An 18,074-nucleotide genomic window follows, 5' to 3' on the forward strand; every position below is an offset into this window, starting at 1 on the left:
ACCGCAACGGTTCTCGATGGGCTGGCGGTACCCGATGCGGCTTGGGGTTGAGCCGATGCGCTTTGCGCGCGGCGCCTGCCGCAACGGAAACGTCGACTGCTTTGAATGGCGCGCGTGCCGGCTGCGGCACTCGCGCCTTCAAGATTCGTGCGTTCACATGACACGGCAACTCGACCCCACCTCCCTGCGCGTGTTCGTCAGCGTTGTCGAGGAGGGCACGATCGCCGCCGCGGCGGCGCGCGAACACCTCGTCGCCGCGGCGGTGAGCAAGCGAATCAGCGAGATCGAAGGCCTCCTGAACACCCGGCTCCTGGTGCGAACCAACAAGGGTGTGGAGCCCACGGACGCCGGCGTGGCGCTGGCGCGACTGGCACGCAAGGCGCTCGCCGAGCTCGACCAGATTCCGCTCGCGCTGAAGGGCCACGCGAGCGGCGTCAGCGGCCTCGTGCGGGTCTGTGCGAGCCCCTCGGCCCTGGCGCAGTTCGTGCCCGCGGACATCAAGTCGTTCCTCGACAAGCACCCTGGCGTGCAGGTTGAACTCGAGGCGGTGACCAGCTGGGACGTCAACAAGGCCGTCGCCGACCATTCCGCGGATGTCGGGATCTTTACCAGCGCGCCGCTGCACGCCGGACTGGAGACCGCCGCTTACCGGCAGGACCGGCTGGTCCTTTGCACGTCGAAAGATCATTTTCTCGACGGCACACCGGTGTCGCTTCTCGATGTCCTGGACGAGGACTTCGTCGGCGTGCCGCCAGGCACCTCGATCGGAACGCTCCTCGCCCTGGGGGCCCGGGCTCGAAATCGTTCGCTGCAGGTTCGAATGGAGGCCGCAGGCTTCGATGCCTTGTGCGTGATGATCGGCTGCGGTCTCGGGGTCAGCGTGTTGCCCGAGGCCATCGCGAGCAGGAACGCGGCCGCGCTCGAATTGAAGACGATCCCCCTCACCGACGAATGGGCCGTGAGGAAGTTCTGGGTCTGCAAGCGCAAGGATGCGCAGCCGGTGGCGAGCCGACTGCTGTGGATGCATCTCCAGGAACAGGCAAAACTCGCGATGGGTTCGGAAGGGCCATGATCTCGCCGAATGACTTCCTTCCGAATAAGGAAGTCAATCGATGGTGATCTTCGACCGTTTGGCGATGCCACCCAGATACTCGAAATCCGTCCGCACGAGGCGGCCGAACGTTGCAGGGTCGGCGTACTCGCCATCGACGCCCTGTCCATCGAGCTTGGTGCGCAGTTCCTTGTCCTCCAGTGCCACCTGCACCGACCTGGACAGCGTGTCGATGACGTCGGCAGGCGTTCCCTTGGCCACGAAGAAGCCGAAACGATTGTTTGCCGTGAAGCCCTGGTAGCCAGCCTCGGCGAAGGTGGGGACGTCTGGAAGAAGCGAAATCCGCCGGGGAGCGACGACTGCCCGTATGCGCAGCTTGCCCGACCTGACGTGCGGCATGGCGTTGGGCGCACTCAGGAACATCAGGCTGGAATTTCCCGCGATGAGATCCACCAGTGCCTGTGCTCCACCCCGGTACGGCAGGTGCGTGGTTCGCACGCCCGCGAGTTGCTCGAAGAGTTCTCCCTCGAGGTGCGACATGCTGCCGATGCCCACCGACGCGTAGTTGTGCTTGCCCGGTTCCTTCTTGATCAGGGCGACCATTTCCGCGACGTTCCTGACCGGAAGCGAGGCGGGTACGACCATGATGTGCGGCGAGGTCGCGAGGTTGGCCACCGGTGCGAAGTCCTCCTGAAAATCGTGCGGCGGCGGCGTCTTGGACCCCGCTGCGAAGATCGCCGCATCGGCCACGGCGCCCAGCACCACCGTATGTCCATCTCTTGGTGCGCGCAGCGCAGCCGCCATCGCGACCATTTGCGTTCCTCCGGAACGATTCTCGATGACCACGGACTGTTTGAGCGTTACAGCCATGCGACGTCCGACTTCGCGAGCCAGAAGGTCCGTCGCTCCACCCACCGGGTACGGCACGATGATCGTGATGGGGCGGTCCGGGAAAGCGGCGGCGGCGCTCGTGCTGACTGCCGCGAGCACCATTGCGGCGCACACGGCGACAGCAGTCGTCAACCCGGAGAAGAGTGTGGAAATTCCACGGACGACATTCCGCAAGAATCGGTTCGAGAAAAGGGTCTGCATGGCGCGAGAACTCCTGACGTGAGTCGGTGAAGGGTTGGGGGTTCGATCAAGCTCGAGGGGCTAGTCACCGCAGCAAGACACATGCCGCCGACCGGCTTAAACACAAATTCGTCGATGTCATCGCATTGGAGAATTCCTCGGCAAGCACGCTGAAGGTGTTTATCGATGGTGATTTGCAGGAGTAAACGATTGGAGCCGGGCCTGCATGGTTGCGAGACTCTCACAGCCGAGCGGCGCGTCGCCACGCACTTCGCGAGGCTCGCGTCGCGAGTCGCGACGCGAGCCGGATCCTTGGGTCGCCCGATGCGAAAGCGCGATCTCTGAAGAGGAACCACCTTGTCGTGGCACGCGCGGTTCACAATGCGAAGCAACTGCTCGCCACTCCCGATTGTTCCGCCCGGAAGGCACCGATAAGCTGGGCCGGACCCACTCGAACGTCGGAGACCCTCGCCATGATCAGCCGCAGACAGTTCACGATTCTTCCGCTCGCCGGCACCGTCCTCGGAGCGCACGCGGACACCTACCCGTCGAGGCCGATCCGCGTGGTCGTTCCCCTCAGCCCGGCGACGGGCACCGATGCCATGGCGCGCTTCGTCGCGAATGCGATGGCCAAGCGGCTGAACGTCAACATGATCGTGGAGAACAAGCCGGGCGCCTCGATGACCATGGGCGCGGAGTCCGTGGCCCGATCGGCCCCCGACGGCTACACCGTGCTCTTCACGAGCGGCGGGCACCTGTCGATCCCTTCGGTGTATGGAGACAAGCTCACCTTCGACGCGCGCAACGACCTCACGGGCGTCGCGCAGGTCGCCGCGTCCGCGCTCATCGTCGGCGTGTCGGCCGAAGCGCCGTGGAAGACGCTGGGCGAGCTGCTCGCCGACGCGAAGGCGCGTCCGGACAAGATCACCTTCTCCTCATCGGGCGTGGGCTCCGCGGGCCACCTCACCGCCGCGCTGCTGTGGTCGCAGGCTGGCGTCCAACTGCGGCACGTGCCCTACAAGGTGGCTTCGCAAGCCGTCATGGACGCCGTCATCCGCGAGGTGGACGTATCGGTCAGCGGCATGTCCGGCATGTCGCCGCTCGTGAAGGCCGGCAAGCTGCGCGCGCTGGGCGTGACGAGCGCGAAGCGCTCGGAGCTGATGCCCGACGTACCGACGGTCGCCGAGGCGGGCCTGCGCGACTACGAGGTCATCAGCCCGATCTTCGCGATGGTGCGCACCGGCACGCCAGCGGCGATCGTCCAGACGCTTTCGTCCGCGATGATGGCGGTCGCCGCCACCCCGGAGTTCAAGGAGCAGTGCAAGACGCACGGGCTCGACGTGGCCCCGCGCAACGCGGCCGAGCTCCAGGCGGCGCTGCCGAAGGAGTACGACCGCTGGCGCCAGATGGCCCAGCTCACCGGGACGAAGACGAACTGAACCTGGCGGCTGCCTGTCGCAGGCGAGCTGCGGCAGGAGCACACGTTCGCTGCACCGCAGCAAACGTGAAATGGGCCGATCTCACCGCCTCATGATCCGCCGCGGCACGCCGCTTGCCTTGCGGTCGTCCAGAAAGTTGCGAATGAGGCGACGCACCATCTGCGACGGCGTGATGTCCTGGGTGCGGCAGACGTCCTCGAAATCGATCTTCGTTTTCGGATCGATCAGGATCGTGAGCCGTGCGGTTTTGGGCTCCATACGGTATTTTCTTTTTAATCCCCGAGTGCTTCATATTCTAGAAACACCCAGGGGATCTTCAGCCGCCGTCGTCCGCCGAATCCGGCGTCGGAGGATTCGCACCGGGCGGTGCGTGGCCGGGGGCACGGCGGCCCGAGCCGCGCACGTAATCGACGATCAGGTGCCGCAGCACCTCCGAAGGATTGGAGCCCAGTTCGCGGCAGGCGGCATCGAATTCCTGTTTTCGGCGCTCCTCGAGCACCACGGTCAGGCGTGCCTGTTTCTCGTTCGTCGGTAGCGCGGAACGGGTCCTTCGGATCATCTCGTCGGTCGGCAATATTGAGTTGTGGAAATCGGCCCGGTTGTAATTGGGAATTACTCGTTCTGTCTCAAGCGCCCGCCGATGAACGGCAGCACCTTGCGAGAAATAGGGCCGGTACGGTCATGTCATTGAGTTCAACCGCCGCCGGACGGGAACTTTCCGCCTCGAGACAGATAAAGGAAAACGCTGCGCGCCGCCGACTGCAGCAGCTCGATCTCGCTCGTCTTCGCGTCGCAGCTCTCGGTGTCCGTGTGATAGATCGCGCCCCACCGCCCGCCATCCGCGTCGTCGATGGGAACTCCGAAAAACGACACGACGCCGCTCGCGCGCATCCAGTCCATGTGCTGCTCGAGCCGGCCGTCGCGCACCGCCAGGGGCGCCCCGGTGCGTTCCATGTAGGCGCAGCAGGCGTCGGCGGGCGCGAAACCGGTTACGGTACGTTCGCCGGGAAACCACCGGTCGACCAGCGCGACCTGCTCGACACGGGACGGGGCGAAGCGGTGAACGCCGGTGAAGCGGTGCGGCGTGCGCAGGTTCAGAAAGCGCAGGGCCGCATGCAGGCCCCATTCGCGCAGGCGCCAGTCGAAGGCTTGGGAGGCGTCGGCGACGGGCTCGAACGGCGGCTCGCGGCCCATCACAGCGGCAGCCCGTGCCGGGAAGCGCGGGAGCGGGGGAGATGTCGGGTGAGGGCCATGCGTGCGTGGTCAACGGGATCGGGCGGCGCAAGCATAAGCAGGCCAGCCCATCCGTGCAATTGTGCTCACACTCGATTAACACGGGCTTAACATCGACCCCCCGAACGCCGACGCGGCGCGGCCGGTTCCATGATGTGGATCATCCCCTCCACCTCGCCATTGTGGCGCCGCCCATGCAGTGCTTATGCTGCGCGGACGGAGGACCGATCCGAATGAATGCATCCCTGCGACCCGCGCCGCTGCGCTACGCGTCGTCCCCGGCCGGCACGAGCGGCACCTACCCCAGCATCTGCCGGCAGTGCTCGGCGCTGTGCCCGATCGACGTCACCGTCGAAGCGGGCCGGGTGGTGAAGGTGGTTGGCAGCCGCGCCGACACGCCGTATGGCGGCTACTCCTGCCCCAAGGGCCGCGCGCTGCCGGAGCAGCACAACGACCCCGCGCGCCTGCTGCATCCGCAAAAGCGCGTCGACGGCGCGCTGGCCCGGATCACGAGCGCGCAGGCGGTCGACGAGGTGGCCCGCAAGATACGCGAGATCGTCGACACGCACGGCCCCTCGGCCGTGGCTTACTACATCGGCACGGGCGTGGTCTCGAGCGCCACCGGGCAGGCCATCTCGCGCTCGGTGTTCCGCGGGCTGGGCTCGCGCATGCTGTTCTCCGCCGGCGCGCTGGACAAGCCGGCCGCGCACACGTCGACCGCGCTGCACGGCAACTGGCACGCGGGGCCGCACCGCATCGAGGACGCGGACACGTGGCTGGTGATCGGGGCGAATCCGGTCATCTCCAATTCCAACGGCGCGCCGCCCAACAACCCGGCGCGCATTCTCAAGGAGCGGACCGAGGCGGGCATGAAGCTGCTCGTGATCGATCCGCGCCGCACCGAAACCGCGAAACGCGCGCACGTGCATCTGCAGATCCGGCCCGGCGAGGACCCCACCGTGCTGGCGGGCCTCATCCACGTCATCCTGCGCGAGAAGCTGTACGACGAGGCGTTCGTCGCGGCGCACACGGAGGGCTTCGACGAACTGAAGCGCGCGGTCGAGGCGTACACGCCGGAATACGTCGCGAATCGCGCGGGCGTCGCGGTCGACGACCTGCTCGAGATGGCGCGCACCTTCGGCCGGGGCCGCATCGGCAGCACCGTGTGTTCCACCGGCCCGAGCTTCGCGGGCCACAGCAATCTCACCTTCTACCTCGCGCTGTGTTTGAACACGCTCTGCGGCCGCTGGGCGAAGGCGGGCGAGAAGACGGCGCACCCGAACGTGCTGCTGCCGGCGTTCACCCCGAAGGCGCAGGCGTACCCGCCGTACCCGGTGTTCGGCAAGGGCGTGCTGTCCGCCACGGGCATGCGGCAGAACGCGAGCGGCATGCCCACGGCGGGCCTGTCCGACCAGATCCTCACCGACGGGCCCGACAAGATCCGCGCGCTGTTCGTCGTCGGCGGCAACCCGGTGCTGGCGTGGCCGGATCAGGCACGCACCGAACGCGCGATGGCCGAGCTCGACCTGCTCGTCGTCTTCGACTACAAGGAGACGGCGACGACCGACCATGCGCACTACGTGGTGCCGCCGCCGCTGTCGCTGGAGATTCCGGGCAACACGCAGATCGTCGAGTGGCTGAAGTACATCGGCGTCACGCGCGGCTATTCGGTGCCCTGGGCGCAGCACACCGACGCGATCGTGCCGCCGCCCGCGGGCTCGGACCTGATGGAGGACGGCGAGTTCTTCTTCCGCCTGGGGCAGCAGCTGGGCCTGCAGCTCAGCGTGCATTTCACCGCGGGCTTCGGGCCGCACGTGGAGACGCGCGGGCGCACCTTCGAGTTCGACATGAACGGGCCGCCGCCCAACATCGACATGCTCCTGGAGCAGGTGTGCGCGGGCTCGCGCGTGCCGCTGGACGAAGTTCGCAAGTACCCGCAGGGGCGGCTCTTCGAGGAGGTCGCGCAGGTCGTGCAGCCGGCCGATGCGGATTGCACCGCGCGCCTTCAGCTGGGCGACCCCATGATGATGGCGGATCTCGGCGAGGTGCTGGAGGAGGGCGCACGCGCAGCGCCGCAGGCGCAGGGCGAATTCAAGCTGATCACCCGCCGCGTCAACAACTTCATGAACTCGGTCGGGCAGGGCTTGCCGAGCCTGTCGAAAGGCAGGACCGCGCACCCGGTGCAGGCGCATCCCGACGACATGCGCGGCCTGTCGATCGCGGAGGGCGCGCCGGTGCGCTTGCGCTCGAAGAACGGCGAAGTGGTGACCACGGTCGAATACGACGACACCCTGCGCCGCGGCACGATGTCGCTCACGCACGGGTTCGCGCAGGCGTCGGTGCAGAAGCTGATCGACCTCGACCGCTGCGACCCGATCACGGGCATCCCGATCATGAGCGGGATCCCCGTGCGGGTCGAGCCGGTGGGTTGAAGCGTGGGTTGAAGCGTGGGTTGAAGCGGAGCCCTAGCGCCCCAGCTTCCCCGCCATGCGCAGGATGTCGTCCAGCGCGTTGCCATCGCCGTTCGCATCGAGAAGCGACCCGAGTCCGCCGCGCGATTGTCCGCCGCCGCCACCCAGGATTCCGCCGAGCATGCCGCCGAGCCCTCCGGCATCGCCTGAGCCCCCGCGAGCCTGACCCACGCCCTTCGCCGCCAGCCCGGTCACCAGCATCGCCAGCAGCGGCAGCATCTTCTTCAGCAGCGAAGGGTCGAGCCCGGTGCGCTGGGCCGCATCCTGCGCGACGGTGCGGCTCACGTCCTTGGAGCCGAAGATTTCTCCGAGCACGTCGTTGCCCGGTTCCGGGTCCGTCCTGCCGGGCGACAGCACCTGCTCGAGCAGGCCGCCACCCGCGCCGCCGAGCAGCCCGCCCAGCAAGCCGCCCAGGCCGCCCTGGTCACCTGCGTCGCCTGCGTCGGCGGGCGCGGCCTGTCCGCGCTTCTGGAAGCCGCCGAGAATCGCCGGCAGCAAGGCCTCGGCACCGCTCGCAGCCTGCGCCTCGTTCATGCCGAGCTCGCGCGCGATCGATTGCAGGCCGCCCGTCTGGGCCAGCAGGTCGGTGATCTGCATGGTGTGCGCCCTCAGTCGAGCAGTTCGGCGGGCACCTTCCCGCCGTTGGCCGCGACCTTCTGCATGACGGCCTTGTGCAGCCACATGTTCATCTGCGCCGAGTCGGCCATCTTGTCCGCCGGGCAGCCGAGTTCGGTGGCGAGTTCCTTGCGGGCCTGCAGGCTGCTGTCGATGTCGAGGAGCTTCAGCAGGTCGACGATCGACGTGCGCCAATTGAGCTTCTGCGAGTTGGCGGCGGCTTTCTGTTCAAGCAGCGCGGTCACGTCGACCGTCGCGGCGGGTTGCGCTGCCGTGCCCGGCGCGCCCGCCGCAGGGCCCGCGCCGGAGGCGGACGTCGTCATCGGCGGTGGGACCGGCGTGTTCAACATCGCATCGACCTTGCCCGCGCCGGCGTCGAAGCCGAGTTTGTCCAGAATCTTGCTGAAAAATCCCATGGTGTTTTCTCCGGTCCGTCACGGCGGGAATGCCGAGCGGGCATCTTAGCCCCGCAAGCGCGACTCGTGGGGCGCCAGCGCGCCGCGATCAGACGAAACCGGCGTCGGGGCGGTAGGCGCCGCCCGCGCGCAGCACCTTCGTGACGAAGGGCGTCGCGAAATGAATCGGCATCAGCAGCGCGTCGTTGTCGACGCAGTGGTCGAGCAGGCGGCGGCGCGTTTGGCGCGCGAGCACGGGGTCGATGCAGAAGCTCGTGTTCCAGTCGGGCTGGTAGAGCTGGATCGGATGGTGGATCGCATCGCCGCAGCACAGCGCCCGCTCGCCGTTCGATTCGATCTGCAGCACGATGTGGCCGGGCGTGTGGCCGGGGGCATGCTCCACGCGCAGTTCGTCGGCGAGGTGGTGCGACTCGGGGCCGAGCATGCGCGCCTGGCCCGACTCGATGACGGGCAGCACGCTGTCCTCGTACACGCCGCGCCGCCCGGGGTTGTCCTTCAGCACCGTGGCGATCTGCTGCTGCCAGAACCGGTTTTCCTCCTCCGTGAACACGTAGCGCGCATTCGGGAAGGTCGGCACCCACCGGCCGTTCTCCAGCCGCGTGTTCCAGCCGACGTGGTCCGCATGGAGGTGCGTACACATCACCACGTCGATCTGCTCCGGCGTGACGCCCGCGGCGGCGAGCCGCTCGATGAAGGGCGTCTCGAGCATGTGGAAGGCCGGATTGAACGGCCGGTACTTGTGGTTGCCGCTGCAGCTGTCCACGAGCATCGTGAACTTGCCGACGCGGACCAGCCACGAATGCGAGCTGATGATCAGCCGATCGTGCTCGCGCGAATAGTGCCGCGGCAGCAGCCAGTCGTAGTGGGATTCGAAGATCGCGCGGTCGAAGCCCGTGAAGAACTTGTCCGGCCCCATGGAGCCGGTTCGTTCGCTCTCTTCGATACGCGTGACTTCGACGTTACCGATCTTCCAGGTTTGCATTTCGCCACGATAGCCGAGTTCGCTGTCCGGTTCGGTAGCGCCCGATACATCGCCCGTGGCCGAAGCGGTCTCCTGCACGGACCGCGATCCGCGACGCGCTGCCGCGCGGGGCGGGCAACACGTGTCAGGCGAGGGTCGCGTCCTCGGTCGCGGCGGGCGCCCCGATGGGGTTCCACTGTTGCAGCACTTCGCGACGGTATTCGGTCATTTCGTCGGCGGCGGTGCGCAGCGCGTCGTACGGCTCCACGCCCTTGGCGACGAGGCGCACGTAGTCGCCGAGGCACACGCTGGAGAGCGCGAGGAACACGCCGGCCTCGACGGTGTCGCGGCCGCGGTCGGGCATCGTGTGGATCTGCGTGGCCAGCCAGTTGAGAGTCTCGACGGCCTCGGCGATTCGTGTGGCTTGCATCCCGGCTCCCTTTGCGCTTGCGGCGCGTGTTCGTTGTGGATGTACGAAGCTTAGGTGCCGGCCCGGCCGAATCCTGTAGGAGGGCCCGTCGGAGAGCTGTCAGTGCGCCTTGTCGTGCCGCGTGGGCCGGCCCCCGGCGTGCAGTGCCAGACTGAACGCCAGCCAGGCGCAGGCTTCGCCGAGCGCGCCCACCACGTCGCTCGGGTAGTGCACGCCGAGGTAGACGCGGCTGAAGGCGACGCACAGCACCATCGACGCCGCGCCAGCCACGAGCCAGGGCCGCAGCCGTCGCGGCAAGCCGTGCTCGAAGGCCAGTACGCACAACATGGCGTAGAAAAGGGCGGCGGCATTCGTATGGCCGCTCGGAAAGCTGTAGTAGGTGGCGTGGGCGAGCGCGCCCGCGGCATCGGGGCGGTCGCGTGCGTACGCCGCCTTCACCACGACGTTCAGCAGCATGCCGCCGCCTTGCGCGAGCACGAACGTCAGCAGCCAATCCCACGAGCGGCGCAGCGCAAGCACGGCCGCGACCACGGCCGCGGCCATCAGGATGGCGTCGGTGTCGTGCAGATCCGAGAGGACGCCGAGCGCCGACGTGAGTCCGGGCGAGCGATGCTGGGCCGCGAAGCCGGGCAGCCATGCGTCGAGGGCCGCCAGCGCGCCGGCGCCCGAGAGGGTGAGCACGAGGATCCCGGCGCCCGCTGCGACAAGGAGCGAGCGCTTCACCATTGCATTCGCATTACCGCATTACCACTCGTTGGCGTATGTCACGGCGAAGCCATGCGGCAAGAGCGCGATGCCGAAGTTCGGCGCGCGGCTCGTGAAGAAAAAGGCCGAGGCCATCCCGACGGCCGCGCCCGCGAACACGTCGCGCGCGAAATGATTGCGCGTGTGGACGCGCCGATAGCCGACGAAGGTCGCCAGTCCGTACATCGGCAGGGCCCATTGCAGGCCGTAGCGCTTGTGGACGAAGGCGGACGCGGCGAACGCAGTCGAGGCGTGGCCCGAGGGAAATCCATGGCCGCTGCCGTCCGGACGGCGCCGGTCGAGCGAAAACTTCAGCAAAGCCGTGCTGCCCTCGGAGAGCGCCAGCGTCAGGGTCAGCTGCCGCAGGCCCTCCGTGTCGTCCTGGGCCAAGGCGCCCGCGGCCGCGGCCAGCGGAAGGGCGATGCGCAGCACGTCGCCGACGCGGTCGGGACGCGCGACGTTCTGGGCGAGCAGCGGGGCGCTGCACAGGGTCAGGCCGGCGGCGCAAACGGCGATGAAGGGGAGTCGAGATCGATGAGTCACTGCCGCAGGTTCGTTCCGGTCCATTAAGCAAATCTTAAGGGTGGACCGGGATGTTGCGCGGCAGAGACGCCGTACCCACGCTCAGCCGCCTTCAGACGGATGTTCGGCCGCCGCGCGGCCCTCCCCGGTGACCAGCTTCACCTTCTCGGCGCCGTCCTGCGCCTTGCCGTACCACTTGCGCACGATTTCGGCGGCGGTGTCGCGGCCGCCCAGGCCGAAGGCGAGGCCGGCCGCCAGGGCGATGGCGCCCACGACGGCGGTGAAGAGCGTGTTCACCAGCGTGGTCGCGATGCCCAACTGGTTGATCGCGACCACGATGGCGAAGGCCCACACGACGATCGACGCGGTCTTGGCGAGGAAGTCGACGTTGGACAGCTCCGCTTCCGACGCGAAGCCCCGCACCAGGTTGCTCAGGCCGCGCGCGGCGAGTCCGCCGATCACGAGCACCACGAGCGCGACGACGACATTGGGCAGCCACAGCAGCAGCTGGCGCAGCACGTCCGACACGGCGGGCAGGCCCAGCGCATCGAATGCCACCACCAGCGCGATGAGGCGAACGAACCACTTCACCACCAGGCCGATCATGCCGGCCGAGTCGGTGTTCATGCCCATCTTCGCCACGAAGTCGGCGAAGCCGGAGCGCTGCGCGAGCTCGTTGAAGCGGATCGTGCGCAGCACGGTCGCGAGCGCCTTCTCGATCAGCGTGGCGATGAACCACCCGGCGATGACGATGACCGCGAAGCCGATGATCTTCGGGATGGCGGACAGGAAGAGCGCCATCGCGGCGGCGAACGACGTGAACATCGCGTCGCTCCAGTCGGTCATGGGCGTGGGCATGGTGGGGGCTCCCTGGTTGTATGGATGACCCACTGTGCCCGGCGACGGCGCGCCCTCGCGTCGGAAAGCCCCAGCCTGCGTTGTAGGAAGGGGGCCTACCTATAATCGAATGTTCAGCTGGATCGAGCGATGGCGCTGGATTCGCAACGCCCCATCTCCAATGACTCAGCCCCAATTCACCGTCGCCGACATCCGCCAGACCTTCCTCGATTTCTTCAAGGACAAGGGGCACGCCGTCGTCGCGTCCAGCCCGCTCGTGCCGGGCAACGACCCCACGCTCATGTTCACCAACTCGGGCATGGTGCAGTTCAAGGACGTCTTCCTCGGCACCGACAAGCGCAACTACGTGCGCGCGGCCTCCGTGCAGGCCTGCCTGCGCGCGGGGGGCAAGCACAACGACCTCGAGAACGTGGGCTACACGGCGCGGCACCACACCTTCTTCGAGATGCTGGGCAACTGGAGCTTCGGCGACTACTTCAAGCGCGACTCCCTGAAGTGGGGCTGGGAGCTGCTCACGCAGGTCTACAAGCTGCCTGCCGACCGGCTCTGGGCCACCGTCTACATCGACGACGACGAGGCGTTCGACATCTGGACGAAGGAAATCGGCCTGCCGCCCGAGCGCGTGGTCCGCATCGGCGACAACAAGGGCGCGAAGTACGCCTCGGACAACTTCTGGATGATGGCCGACACCGGCCCGTGCGGCCCGTGCTCCGAGATCTTCTTCGACCACGGCCCCGAGGTCGCGGGCGGCCCGCCCGGCTCGCCGGAGCAGGACGGCGACCGCTACATCGAGATCTGGAACCACGTGTTCATGCAGTTCGACATGCAGCCCGACGGCTCGCTGCGGAAGCTGCCCGCGCCCTGCGTCGACACGGGCATGGGGCTCGAGCGGCTCGCGGCCATCCTGCAGCACGTCCACAGCAACTACGAGATCGACATCTTCGCGAAGCTGATCGCGGCCGCGGGCCGCGAGACGCACGTCGCCGACCTGGCGACGCCGTCGCTGAAGGTGATCGCCGACCACATCCGCGCGACCTCCTTCCTCGTGGCCGACGGCGTGATTCCGTCGAACGAGGGCCGCGGCTACGTGCAGCGCCGCATCGTCCGCCGCGCCATCCGCCACGGCTACAAGCTCGGACAGAAGACGCCGTTCTTCCACAAGCTCGTGCCCGACCTCGTGGCGCTGATGGGCGACGCGTATCCGAGCCTGAAGGCGAACGAGAAGCGCGTGATGGAAGTGCTCAAGGCGGAAGAGGAGCGCTTCTACGAAACGCTCGCCAACGGCATGGAGATCCTCGACGCCGCGCTCGAAGGCGACAAGCAGGTGCTGCCCGGCGAGGTGGCCTTCAAGCTGCACGACACCTACGGCTTCCCGCTCGACCTGACCAACGACGTCTGCCGCGAGCGCAACGTCGCGGTGGACGAGGCCGGCTTCAACGCCGCGATGGAAAAGCAGAAGTCGCAGGCGCGCGCGGCCGGCAAGTTCAAGATGGACCGCGGCCTGGAGTACGGCGGCGCGGGCAACGTGTTCAGCGGCTACGAGAAGCTCGAGGAGCCGGCGAAGGTCGTCGCGCTCTACGCCGAGGGCGCGGCGGTGCAGCAGCTCGCGGCGGGACAGTCGGGGGTGGTCGTGCTCGACACGACGCCGTTCTATGCGGAGTCGGGCGGGCAGGTGGGCGACCTGGGCGCGATCGAGTCGGCGGGCGGCGCGAAGTTCGACGTCGCCGACACGCAGAAGATCAAGGCCGACGTGTTCGGCCACCACGGCATGCTTGCGAGCGGCGCGCTCAAGGTCGGCGACGCGGTGACGGCGAAGGTCGACATGGCGAAGCGCCACGCGACCATGCGCAACCACAGCGTCACGCACCTGATGCACAAGGCGCTGCGCGAAGTGCTCGGCGACCACGTGCAGCAGAAGGGCTCGCTCGTCGATGCCGACAAGACGCGCTTCGACTTCACGCACAACACGCCCGTGACCGACGAGCAGATCCGCGAGATCGAGGCGCGCGTGAACGCCGAGATCCTGGAGAACCACGCGACCCAGGCGCGGGTGATGGACATCGAGTCGGCGCAGAAGACGGGCGCGATGATGCTCTTCGGCGAGAAGTACGGCGACAGCGTGCGCGTGCTCGACATCGGATCGAGCCGCGAACTGTGCGGCGGCACGCACGTGAGCCGCACCGGCGACATCGGCCTGTTCAAGATCGTGAGCGAAAGCGGCGTGGCCGCGGGCATCCGCCGGGTCGAAGCCGTGACCGGCGCGAACGCGCTCGCCTACCTCCAGCAGCTGGAGAGCGCCGTCACGCGCGCCGCCGGCTCGCTGAAGGCTTCGCCCACCGAGCTGCAGTCGCGCATCGGCCAGGTGCTGGAGCAGGTGCGCTCGCTCGAGAAGGAAGTCGCCGCGCTCAAGGGCAAGCTGGCGTCGTCGCAGGGCGACGAGCTCGTGAGCCAGGCCGTCGATGTCAAGGGGCTGAAGGTGCTCGCCGCGCGGCTCGACGGTGCGGACGCGAAGACGCTGCGCGACACGATGGACAAGCTCAAGGACAAGCTGAAGACCGCGGCCATCGTGCTGGCGGCCGTCGACGGCGGCAAGGTGCAGATCGCCGCGGGCGTCACGGCCGACAGCATGGGCAAGGTCAAGGCGGGCGAGCTCGTGAACTTCGTCGCGCAGCAGGTCGGCGGCAAGGGCGGCGGCAAGGCCGACATGGCGATGGCCGGCGGCACCGATGCGAGCAAGCTGCCGGCGGCGCTGCAGTCGGTGCAGGGGTGGGTGGCCGGGAAGATCTAGGTCGGCTCCGAGGATGGGGCGCGGCGGAACACCACGTCCCACACCCCGTGCCCGAGGCGCAGGCCGCGGTTCTCGAATTTCGTGAGCGGGCGATAGTGCGGCTTCGGGGCATAAGCCGCGGACGTATTTCGCAGCAAGGGCTCGGCCGTGAGCACCTCCACCATCTGCTGCGCGTAGTTCTCCCAGTCCGTCGCGCAATGGATGTAGCCGCCCGGTGCGAGGGCGCGCGCGAGTCGTGCGACGAAGGCCGGCTGCACGAGGCGGCGCTTGTGGTGGCGCAGCTTGTGCCAGGGGTCGGGGAAGAAGATGTGGATGCCGGCGAGCGAGCCGGGCGGGATCATGTGGTCCACCACCTGCACGGCGTCGTGCTGCACGATGCGCACGTTCGACAGGCCGCGTTCCTCGATGCGCTTGAGCAGCGCGCCGACGCCGGGCGTGTGGACTTCGCAGCAGATGAAGTCGTGGTCCGGCAATACGCCCGCGATGTGCGCCGTGGCTTCGCCCATGCCGAAACCGATTTCGAGGACGACCGGCGCCTTGCGTCCGAAGGTCGATTCGACGTCGAGCGGCGCCTCGCGATAGGGCAGCACGTAGCGCGGGCCAAGTTGCTCCAGCGCGCGGCCCTGGCCAACGGTGGTTCGTCCGGTGCGCAGGACGAAGCTGCGGATGGGGCGATGGCGGGGGTCGGCCGATTCCCTGGATGCATCGGGAATTTCGGGGGCCTCGGGACTGTCGGGCGAGTTCTGCGTCTCGGTCATCCCGCTATTGTCTTCGCCCAGGCGGCGGTGGCCGCGGCCACGCATTCGCCGGCCGATGCGCCGGGTTCGATGCGAAGGCCGAGAACGCGGGCGGCATCGGCCAGCGCTTTCGGCGGATCGCGCAAGTCGAGCGCGCGCGCGCCGTTCTGCTTCGACAGCTTCTCTCCGTTGGCGCCCAGCACCAGCGGCGTGTGCAGGTACGACGGTGTCGGCAACCCCAGCGCGCGCTGCAGGAGAATCTGGCGCGGCGTGTTGTCCGCCAGGTCGGCGCCGCGCACGACGTGCGTGATGCCTTGCGCGGCGTCGTCGACGACCACGGCGAGTTGATACGCGAAGAGGCCATCGGCGCGCTTCAGCACGAAGTCGCCGACCTCGTGGGCAACGTCCTGCGAGTGCGGGCCGAGGCGGCGGTCTTCCCAGTCGGTTGCGCCTTCTGCCGTGCGGAAGCGCCAGGCGCGTGCGACGCGGCCGTTCAGCCCGTTTCGACACGTTCCCGGATAGACGAGCTCATCGTGCCGCCCGCGCGCCAGGCCGCGCGAAAGAAGCGCCTGCTCGATGTCCTTGCGCGAGCAGGCGCAAGGGTAGGCGCGGTCGGCCGCGACGAGTTCGCGCAGCGCCGCTTCGTAATGCGCGGTGCGGTCCGATTGCCACACCGGCGGTTCGTCCGGCACGAGTCCGCAGGCGGCGAGCTGCCGCAGGATTTCTTCGTCGGCGCCCGGCACGCAGCGCGGCGTGTCCACGTCCTCGATGCGCACGAGCCAGGTGCCGCCGTTCGCACGCGCGTCGAGCCAGCTTGCGAGGGCGGCGACCAGCGAGCCGGCATGCAGCGGGCCGGTCGGCGAGGGCGCGAATCGGCCGCGATACGGGCGGGGCGCTGACGGCGGAAAGCCCTGGATCCCCCCCTTCGCGGGGATGACGATGGCGCTCATGGCGTCCGGTGCCTCTCGAGCAAGGCCGTGCGCGTCGCCTTGCTCTCCAGCTGCTGCAACCACCATTGCAGGCCGCGCCCGAGCGCGGCGCGCCCCGACGACGCCCGCCACGCATAGCTCAGCCGCACCTGACGCGCGGGACGCTCCACCGCCTTGACCACCAGGCGGCCGGTTTCGACGTACGGACGCGCCATCGGCTCGGGCACGAAGCCGCCGCCCAGCCCGCGCAGCTGCGCGTCGAGCTTCGCGCGCATGGTCGGCACCGTCAGCACGTCCTGCCCCGCAAGCAGGCCGAGCGTGAGCCCGCCGCCGCGTCGCGTCGAATCGGCCACGGCCACCGCGCGGTGGCGTTGCAGCACCTCGTCGCGCAGCGGCTCCTTTTCCGCGGCGAGCGGATGGTGCGGCGCCACCGCGAACACGAAATGCAAGTCCCCGAGAAGGCGGCTCTGGATGCCGGCGTTCGTGCCCGGCTCCAGCCCCACACCGAGCGCGAGGTCGGCTTCGCCGCCCGCCACCGCCTCGTAGGTCCCGGACAGGGTCTCGTCGCGCAGCCGCAGCCGCGTCGTCGGCGCGACCGAGTAGAACGCCTCGGCAAGCTCCATCACGGTGGAGGCGGAGATCACGCCGTCCACCGCGAGCGTGAGCTGCGCCTCCCAGCCGGTGGCCACGCGCTTCACGCGATGCGCCACGGCATCGATCTCCCGCAGCAACTGCTCGCCGGCGTGCAGCAGCTCGGAGCCCGCCGCCGTGAGCCTGGCCTGCCGCGAACTGCGATCGAAGAGCAGCACGTCGAGCGCGTCCTCGATCTGCCGCACGCGGTAGGTCACGGCGCTCGGCACCAGGCCGAGCTCGCGCGCGGCCGCCGCGAAGCTGCCCGAGCGGGCGACGGCCTGCAGCAGGCCGATGGCGTCGGGGGTCAGCACCTCCCGGTGATTTTGCACGTTACGGGCTCCGGCCTTCAAACGATTTGAATGATGCCATCAAATCCAGGCGCCGGTCCGCTCGCGTGCCGCACCTACATTCGTTGCATACCGAAAGGAAAGCACCATGCTCCGCTTGCGCAAATCCCAGGACCGAGGCTTCGCCGATCACGGCTGGCTCAAGTCCTTCCACAGTTTCTCGTTCGCCGGCTACCACGATCCCGAGCACATGGGCTGGGGCAACCTTCGCGTGATCAACGAGGACAGGATCGCCCCCGGAACCGGCTTCGGCACGCACGGCCACCGCGACATGGAAATCATCAGCTACGTGCTGTCGGGCGAGCTCGCGCACCGCGACACGCTCGGCAACGTGAAGGGCATCCCGCCCGGCGACGTGCAGCGCATGAGCGCCGGCCGCGGCGTGCAGCACAGCGAGTTCAACCACGCGAAGGACCAGACGACGCACTTCCTGCAGATCTGGATCGAGCCGAACGTCCGGGGCATCGAGCCCGGCTACGAGCAGAAGACCTTCGCCGAGGCCGACAAGCGCGGCCGCCTGCGCCTCGTCGCGTCGCCCGACGGCGCCGAGGGCTCCGTGCTGATCCATGCCGATGCGCGCGTGCATGCGGGCCTCTTCGACGGCGACGAGCAGGCGACGCTTTCGCTGGACCCGGCGCGCAAGGCCTACGTCCACCTCGTGCGCGGCGAGCTCGTCGTGAACGGGCAGGCGCTCCGCACGGGCGATGCGGCGCTGCTGCAGAATGAAAGCAGCGTGTCGCTTGCGCAGGGCCGCGCGGCCGAAGTGCTGGTGTTCGACCTCGCCGACTGATTTTTTTCCTCAACCCCAAGAAGTACCCACCATGAAAAC

The 18,074-nt window shown here is 68.2% G+C and carries 19 protein-coding genes; 5 read left to right on the forward strand and 14 right to left on the reverse strand.

The window, feature by feature from the left end; all coding sequences use genetic code 11:
• Nucleotides 1-1,072, forward strand: a 1,072-nt coding sequence (locus AB7E83_RS22995) for a LysR family transcriptional regulator (RefSeq protein WP_428573155.1), incomplete at its 5' end; no start/stop codon positions are given.
• Nucleotides 1,073-1,105: 33 nt separating this feature from the next.
• Here AB7E83_RS22995 and AB7E83_RS23000 read toward each other — a convergent pair.
• On the reverse strand, nt 1,106-2,143 hold the full coding sequence (locus tag AB7E83_RS23000; RefSeq protein WP_428573157.1) for a Bug family tripartite tricarboxylate transporter substrate binding protein: 1,038 nt from the start codon (nt 2,141-2,143) through the stop codon (nt 1,106-1,108).
• A 452-nt stretch (nt 2,144-2,595) separates the two neighbouring features.
• On the opposite strand from AB7E83_RS23000, the gene AB7E83_RS23005 reads away from it, so the two are divergent.
• On the forward strand, nt 2,596-3,561 hold the full coding sequence (locus tag AB7E83_RS23005) for a Bug family tripartite tricarboxylate transporter substrate binding protein (protein ID WP_428573158.1): 966 nt from the start codon (nt 2,596-2,598) through the stop codon (nt 3,559-3,561).
• Nucleotides 3,562-3,642: 81 nt separating this feature from the next.
• Here AB7E83_RS23005 and AB7E83_RS23010 read toward each other — a convergent pair whose 3' ends face one another.
• From AB7E83_RS23010 to AB7E83_RS23020, 3 genes are all read right to left on the reverse strand, one after another.
• A complete protein-coding gene (locus tag AB7E83_RS23010; protein ID WP_428573159.1) occupies nt 3,643-3,819 on the reverse strand; it encodes a CopG family transcriptional regulator in 177 nt (58 codons plus the stop codon).
• A 58-nt stretch (nt 3,820-3,877) separates the two neighbouring features.
• Entirely contained in the window at nt 3,878-4,135 is a 258-nt protein-coding gene (locus AB7E83_RS23015) for a hypothetical protein (RefSeq protein ID WP_428573160.1), read from the reverse strand.
• Between the two features lie 119 nt (nt 4,136-4,254).
• The gene (locus AB7E83_RS23020) at nt 4,255-4,755 is read right to left on the reverse strand and encodes a GAF domain-containing protein (protein WP_428573161.1); all 501 of its coding nucleotides are present in this window, start codon (nt 4,753-4,755) and stop codon (nt 4,255-4,257) included.
• A gap of 272 nt (nt 4,756-5,027) precedes the next feature.
• Between AB7E83_RS23020 and AB7E83_RS23025 the strand changes: the two genes are divergently transcribed.
• Nucleotides 5,028-7,226, forward strand: a complete 2,199-nt coding sequence (locus tag AB7E83_RS23025) for a molybdopterin-containing oxidoreductase family protein (protein ID WP_428573162.1) — start codon at nt 5,028-5,030, stop codon at nt 7,224-7,226.
• A gap of 33 nt (nt 7,227-7,259) precedes the next feature.
• Here AB7E83_RS23025 and AB7E83_RS23030 read toward each other — a convergent pair whose 3' ends face one another.
• From AB7E83_RS23030 to AB7E83_RS23060, 7 genes are all read right to left on the reverse strand, one after another.
• Nucleotides 7,260-7,862 carry a DUF937 domain-containing protein gene (locus AB7E83_RS23030; RefSeq protein ID WP_428573163.1) on the reverse strand — a complete coding sequence of 201 codons (603 nt, stop codon included), beginning with the start codon at nt 7,860-7,862 and terminating at the stop codon, nt 7,260-7,262.
• 11 nt (nt 7,863-7,873) lie between these two features.
• The gene (locus tag AB7E83_RS23035; RefSeq protein WP_428573164.1) at nt 7,874-8,296 is read right to left on the reverse strand and encodes a DUF3597 domain-containing protein; all 423 of its coding nucleotides are present in this window, start codon (nt 8,294-8,296) and stop codon (nt 7,874-7,876) included.
• 88 nt (nt 8,297-8,384) lie between these two features.
• Complete coding sequence (locus tag AB7E83_RS23040; protein WP_428573165.1) at nt 8,385-9,278, reverse strand: MBL fold metallo-hydrolase; 894 nt, start codon at nt 9,276-9,278, stop codon at nt 8,385-8,387.
• A 124-nt stretch (nt 9,279-9,402) separates the two neighbouring features.
• Nucleotides 9,403-9,687, reverse strand: coding sequence for a hypothetical protein (locus AB7E83_RS23045; protein WP_428573166.1), 285 nt, complete (start codon nt 9,685-9,687; stop codon nt 9,403-9,405).
• Between the two features lie 99 nt (nt 9,688-9,786).
• Nucleotides 9,787-10,410 carry a phosphatase PAP2 family protein gene (locus AB7E83_RS23050; protein WP_428573167.1) on the reverse strand — a complete coding sequence of 208 codons (624 nt, stop codon included), beginning with the start codon at nt 10,408-10,410 and terminating at the stop codon, nt 9,787-9,789.
• 21 nt (nt 10,411-10,431) lie between these two features.
• Nucleotides 10,432-10,974 (reverse strand): phosphatase PAP2 family protein, encoded by a 543-nt coding sequence (locus AB7E83_RS23055; protein WP_428573168.1) that lies wholly within the window; start codon nt 10,972-10,974, stop codon nt 10,432-10,434.
• 81 nt (nt 10,975-11,055) lie between these two features.
• Nucleotides 11,056-11,811 carry a mechanosensitive ion channel family protein gene (locus AB7E83_RS23060; protein WP_428573169.1) on the reverse strand — a complete coding sequence of 252 codons (756 nt, stop codon included), beginning with the start codon at nt 11,809-11,811 and terminating at the stop codon, nt 11,056-11,058.
• Between the two features lie 160 nt (nt 11,812-11,971).
• Here AB7E83_RS23060 and alaS point away from each other — a divergent pair, with 160 nt between their 5' ends.
• A complete protein-coding gene (gene alaS, locus AB7E83_RS23065) occupies nt 11,972-14,599 on the forward strand; it encodes an alanine--tRNA ligase (RefSeq protein WP_428573170.1) in 2,628 nt (875 codons plus the stop codon).
• Here alaS and trmB read toward each other — a convergent pair.
• From trmB to AB7E83_RS23080, 3 genes are read right to left on the reverse strand one after another with little or no spacing between them, the layout of a single operon-like run.
• Nucleotides 14,596-15,357, reverse strand: coding sequence for a tRNA (guanosine(46)-N7)-methyltransferase TrmB (gene trmB / locus AB7E83_RS23070; protein WP_428573171.1), 762 nt, complete (start codon nt 15,355-15,357; stop codon nt 14,596-14,598). The two genes, alaS and trmB, sit on opposite strands and share 4 nt — an antisense overlap.
• Complete coding sequence (gluQRS, locus tag AB7E83_RS23075; protein WP_428573172.1) at nt 15,354-16,286, reverse strand: tRNA glutamyl-Q(34) synthetase GluQRS; 933 nt, start codon at nt 16,284-16,286, stop codon at nt 15,354-15,356. The genes trmB and gluQRS overlap by 4 nt, the downstream gene beginning before the upstream one ends.
• Nucleotides 16,283-17,227: a LysR family transcriptional regulator gene (locus AB7E83_RS23080; protein ID WP_428573173.1), complete on the reverse strand. Its 945-nt coding sequence runs from the start codon at nt 17,225-17,227 to the stop codon at nt 16,283-16,285. The genes gluQRS and AB7E83_RS23080 overlap by 4 nt, the downstream gene beginning before the upstream one ends.
• Before the next feature lie 106 nt (nt 17,228-17,333).
• On the opposite strand from AB7E83_RS23080, the gene AB7E83_RS23085 reads away from it, so the two are divergent.
• Complete coding sequence (locus AB7E83_RS23085) at nt 17,334-18,035, forward strand: pirin family protein (protein ID WP_428573174.1); 702 nt, start codon at nt 17,334-17,336, stop codon at nt 18,033-18,035.
• Nucleotides 18,036-18,074: the final 39 nt, after the last annotated feature.

It is taken from the genome of Ramlibacter sp. (assembly GCF_050250995.1).
GTDB lineage: Bacteria > Pseudomonadota > Gammaproteobacteria > Burkholderiales > Burkholderiaceae_C > Ramlibacter.